This is a genomic window from Ameyamaea chiangmaiensis, assembly GCF_013376175.1.
In the GTDB taxonomy this organism is placed as follows: domain Bacteria; phylum Pseudomonadota; class Alphaproteobacteria; order Acetobacterales; family Acetobacteraceae; genus Ameyamaea; species Ameyamaea chiangmaiensis.
The window spans coordinates 1-4,815 of sequence record NZ_JABXXR010000181.1; the positions used below are offsets into that span (position 1 = coordinate 1).

General features: G+C 62.0%; 3 protein-coding genes, 1 tRNA gene and 2 pseudogenes. 4 read left to right on the forward strand and 2 right to left on the reverse strand.

From position 1 onward, the window contains the following. On the forward strand, positions 1 to 535 hold a 535-nt coding region (locus HUK82_RS14555), incomplete at its 5' end, for an alpha/beta hydrolase (RefSeq protein WP_176614644.1). A gap of 62 nt (positions 536 to 597) precedes the next feature. After that, a tRNA-Arg gene (locus tag HUK82_RS14560) sits at positions 598 to 674 on the forward strand. Between the two features lie 982 nt (positions 675 to 1,656). Here HUK82_RS14560 and HUK82_RS17225 read toward each other — a convergent pair. Continuing rightward, entirely contained in the window at positions 1,657 to 2,109 is a 453-nt protein-coding gene (locus HUK82_RS17225; RefSeq protein WP_317134865.1) for a flavoprotein, read from the reverse strand. A gap of 41 nt (positions 2,110 to 2,150) precedes the next feature. Next, positions 2,151 to 2,822, reverse strand: a pseudogene (locus HUK82_RS17505) (DUF932 domain-containing protein); the annotation flags it as partial. Between the two features lie 602 nt (positions 2,823 to 3,424). On the opposite strand from HUK82_RS17505, the gene hchA reads away from it, so the two are divergent. Together hchA and HUK82_RS14580 are read left to right on the forward strand one after the other, a co-directional pair. Next, on the forward strand, positions 3,425 to 4,294 hold the full coding sequence (gene hchA, locus HUK82_RS14575; protein ID WP_176614645.1) for a glyoxalase III HchA: 870 nt from the start codon (positions 3,425 to 3,427) through the stop codon (positions 4,292 to 4,294). 182 nt (positions 4,295 to 4,476) lie between these two features. After that, positions 4,477 to 4,815, forward strand: a pseudogene (locus HUK82_RS14580) (NADP-dependent oxidoreductase); the annotation flags it as partial.

A 4,815-nucleotide genomic window follows, 5' to 3' on the forward strand; every position in this document is an offset into this window, starting at 1 on the left:
CGTCTGGTCACTGGACGCCGCCCGCCGCGCGCTCGTCTCGGCGGTCAGCACGGTCGCGCCCGACTGGCGCGTAAGCGGCGCGCGCCTGCCGGTGCATGTGCATCCCTCCGACAATCGGGAGGCCCTGCTTCGGCTGTATTACGACCCGTTGACGCTTCATGACTCGCGGATGGCAGCGGTCGACGGTCTTGTGACCCTCATGCACGCCGCCGCTCGGGCCGCGCCTGGGGTGCGTTGTCCCGTACTCGCGGTCTATGGCGGCCGCGACGATCTTGTCCCGCCCGAGGCCACACGCCGGTTGTGGGCCGCGCTGCCTGCGACCGCGCGTCGGGACTTCATCCCCGGCGGCCACCATCTGCTCTTGCGCGATCGCAACGGCGACGTCGTGACGCGTGACATGCTGTCATGGCTTGACACGCCGACGCGGCCCCTTCCCTCCGGCGGCGACGTCGCGGCCTCGGCCTGGCGAGCCGGCTGGACCGATACCGCGCCGTTCGCCCTTCTGCCGTCGCGGATCGACGGGCTGGGCCGATGAGGCGGCGACCAGCAAGAAAGGGTCTGGCGTCGCGGGCCCATTCACGATATGCAGGCGGCGTTGGACCCGTAGCTCAGCTGGATAGAGCGTTGCCCTCCGAAGGCAAAGGTCACGCGTTCGAATCGCGTCGGGTCCGCCACCAACTCAGAAAACGGCCATTTACAGCGAGTCGAAAGTGTAAAACCTCTATGGTTTAGCACTTAACCGCTCGATAGCTTCCCTTGCGAGTGCCACTTGCTTCACGTCTCTCGTGTATCGCTCGACCTCAGAGAGGGGCCCATGCCCCGTGATTGCAGCGCTTAAGGAAAAGCCTGCCAGCCTTCTCCAAGCGGCGGGCGGCGACAGGCGCAGAGATAGTCGGCAGCCCATCCTCGGCATCGGTGATGCCGGCAGTGTTTACGAGAATGTCCAGTCCACCAGACCCGGCCCGGATATCAGCCAAATTTTCGGGTGTCGGGCCGCCCGTCGCACACCCCACGCATCCGGAACCCGCGCTGGCGCTGTCAGCTGACAAAGAACCGCCTCGCGGGGCCGGGTTTTTAACGTGCGATATCCATGTATCGCCCCTTGATGTCCCGCAAAGCGTTCGCCAGCGCCTCGCGCTGGCCGTGTGAAAACGTGGCGGCACCGTTACAGAGGCCGCAGACCAGAACGCGAGACATTCCGGAGGGTATCGGCAGAAGCCCCCTTTTTCGTGCCGTCGCGGCGATTCCGACCCCTCGGCAGTCGGCCGGCTACGGTGTCCGCGTTCGTCTTGCCGCACTTGCGGCGCCTTGGCAGCGCGCATCGCTGACGATCGCACGGTCGGCAACCGGGTCTGGAACCCAGTGCCCGATGAACATCCTGGGTCGGGCCTCGGCACAAGTCGACAACGCCATCGTCTTACAGGCCATGTCGTTCTTTTAGTAGGTTCGCGCAGCTTTCTTATGGGGATAGGGGGATCGAAAGCGGCCATTCGAGGTGCTTACGTTCATGACGGCCGACGAACAGCTTTTGCCGTTCGCGTATCCACAACCGCACCTCACAAGCGGTCATGAAACCGTGTTTAACATGCGATTGATGTGTCAGGTCGAGACGCTTTTGATGGAGCCTCCTCACCCCATCGTTTCATGTCGGGCACATCAATACCGAACGAGCGCTCGCGCTATGCAATGATCGACGATGTCTCCGCCAGACTGCTGCTTCGTGTAGAACGCAGGCACCGGCGGATGGATGATCCCGCCCATCTCAGTCACCGCCAGCATGTTCTTGATATGCCCGGCATGGAAAGGTGCCTTGCGGACCATCATCACCAGCGGGCGACGCTCCTTCATTACCACGTCAGCAGCGCGGGTGAGGAGCGTCCTCGTGACCCCGGTCGCCACCTCCGCCAGCGTGCGCACCGAGCAGGGGCGATCAGCATGCCCATGGTACGGAAGCTGCCGCTGGCGATGCTGGCGCCGACATCCTTCACCGGGTGGACGTAATCGGCGAGTGCGTGAAGATCCTCGCGGGTCAGATCGGTTTCGTAGGCGCGAGCCATCTCGCCAGCTTGGCTGACGACGAGATGCGCCTCGACGCCGAGCATACGGCACACCTCAAGAGCGCGAACGTCCAGTACGATGCGGGTGGCGCCGGTATCGTCCACAAGGAACAGGAAGACATCGCGATCCGATGCATAGAGCGTCGTGGTTTCCTTGGTGATATCGACATAGGGATTATGGGTCATGGTGGCCCAGTCGATCACACCCGGCACCTTCCAGTTGGTATCGCCCGTTCCATCACTGGCAATCTTCCGCACGGCGCCCACGAGTTCGTGGCCCCAGATGCGACCGTAATCGGGGCCGGTGACGGCGCGCAGTTCCACTCGACCGTCTTCGGTTTCCAGCGTTTTGACCAGTTCGGCGCGGTGCGACAGCAGCCCGTGCTGCAGGTTGATCGCCGCTAAGGGAGCCGGAAGATTGCGCAGGTACGACGACGGGGCAGCAACCAGACTGCACATCTGACCAAACGACCAGTGCGTGGGCGCGACCAGTTCGACCTGGCCCGGCACAGCCAGCGTCAGGCGCTCGGCATTGTCGCGGGACGCTTCCACGCGAATGGCCCGGCTTTCCACGGTGCGGGCCGAGGCCCGGTCTGCCCGCGCCAGCGTGACGGCATGCAGGTCGGACAGCGACAGGTACCGCTCATCATCCGGGCGCGAGAACCACTCGGACGAGACGCGGGCATTGCGGTCGCCACGGGAGGGGTCGGTCCGGAAGCCGCCGGACGCGGCATCACGGGACGCAGGGGACAGGATGGTGGTCATGGAAAACTCTCCTTTGATGCCGGTTATTCGGCACCACAGGCGAAGCCGCCCTCTTCCTCTGATCACCACTTCCCAAGCGGGATCCCATCCAACCGCGGAGACACCCCGCCCCTCATCCCGGAACACGGCGCTCCCGTCACCTACCGGAAATCACGACTGCAATGGGGGGTAAGCTGAAAGTCCGCTTCGGCTCCAAATTATGAGTAAACCAGCCATCGCGTCACTGATGCTGGCAGTAAGCGTTGTTGGGTTTCGCGTTAGCCCAAATTGTATCCTAAGTCGGTCCCAAAAGGCTCACTGCTTGCCGTCGAGGACGACAAAAGCCACTCAGAATGTTCCAAGGCCACTCTGGTTTTCATGACGAATGTCATCATCTACGCGGGAGTTCTGCCTTAGCTCCTCGCCGGGAATTTTTCCGGCACTCACGCGGTTTTTCGGTGAAATACCGCACGTTGATATTGAGGGATTTCCCTCATTTGTTCCCATTCTGAAGCAGCCTATGATCCGACTCACGCCGCGTCGCCCTCCCCGGCTGTGGGGGGATTCCGAGGCTTCACCGCAAGCCGATCACCGGCGACGGGCGTAACAACAGGAGATGATCCATGAGCGATGAACAACTGAGCCGCGCTCCGGTTCCCGACCGGGCGGAAGACGACGCTTTCTTCCCTTCGGAATACTCCCTGACCCAATATACGTCCTCGACGACGGATTTCGACGGCACGACCTATCCGAAGCCCTACACGGGCGGGAAGTGGAAGATCCTGATGATTGGCTCGCAGGAGCGCTACCTGATGATGAAGGACGGCGAGTTTTTCTCGACCGGCAATCATCCGGTGGAGATGCTGCTGCCGATGTATCACCTGGATGCGGCAGGCTTCGAAATCGAAATCGCGACCATCTCCGGCGATCCGGTCAAATTCGAATGGTGGGCGTTTCCGCACGCAGATGAGGCCGTCAAGGCGACATACAAGAAGTACGAAAAGCAGCTCAAGCAGCCAAAGAAACTGGCTGACGTGATCGGCGAGGGCTTCACGGCCGAGACTCCGTATCTCGGCGTGTTCATCCCTGGCGGCCACGGCGTGCTCAATGGCGTGCCGTTCAGCAAGCAGGTCGGTGATATCCTGCACTGGGCGCAGGCCAACGAACGTTTCACGATCTCGCTCTGTCACGGGCCGGCCAGTCTGCTGGCCACGGCGGTCGATGGCGGCACGTTCGCCTATGAAGGCTATGAGATGTGCGTGTTCCCGGACAGCCTGGACACCGGGGCCAACATCGAGATCGGCTATATCCCCGGCAAGATGGCGTGGCTGGTCGGTGAAAGTCTGCGTAAATACAACGTCAAGATCCTCAATACCGGGATCACGGGACAGGTCCACCGCGACCGCTTCCTGCTGACGGGCGACAGCCCGCTGGCGTCGAATAATCTTGGCAAGCTCGCCGCCACGACCCTGCTCGAAGCTGTCAACGCATAAGCGGGGGGCGTTACGCGGTTGCATGTGACGTCACGTCACCATGCAGCCGCGTGACACTTCCGTTCTACTTCGGATATTCGGTCGAGATATGGATATCGGACACCGACTCCGATCTGCCGCTCGCTGGCGTGTGCCGTGTGAGCCATGGCCGTCCCGTATGTCCTGTGCAGAAAGAAAAACAGATGTCTCGTGCCTGGAACCTCGTTTCCCGCCCGAAGGGCTCTCCGACGATGGAGAGTTTCGCCTTGCGGGAAACACACGACAGCCCCTTGAACGATGGTGAGATCAGGGTTGCCAACAGTTTCTTCTCCGTCGATCCCTATATGCGCCCGCGCATGGACGAGGGAGATAGCTATATCGCGCCGTTCGAACTGAACGAACCCATGACGGGGGCCGCCGTCGGTCGGGTGGTCGAAACACGCTCCGACCGATTTAAGGTCGGCGATCGCGTCAGCCATTTTCTGGGCTGGCGGGATGTCGCGACCCTCAAGGCCGAAGATGCTCTTGCCCTGCCGGATGGA

What these genes read in the sequence shown, in the direction of transcription:
- hchA (WP_176614645.1), top strand. Translation starts at nt 3,425, where the DNA reads ATGAGCGATGAACAACTGAGCCGCGCTCCGGTTCCCGACCGGGCGGAA.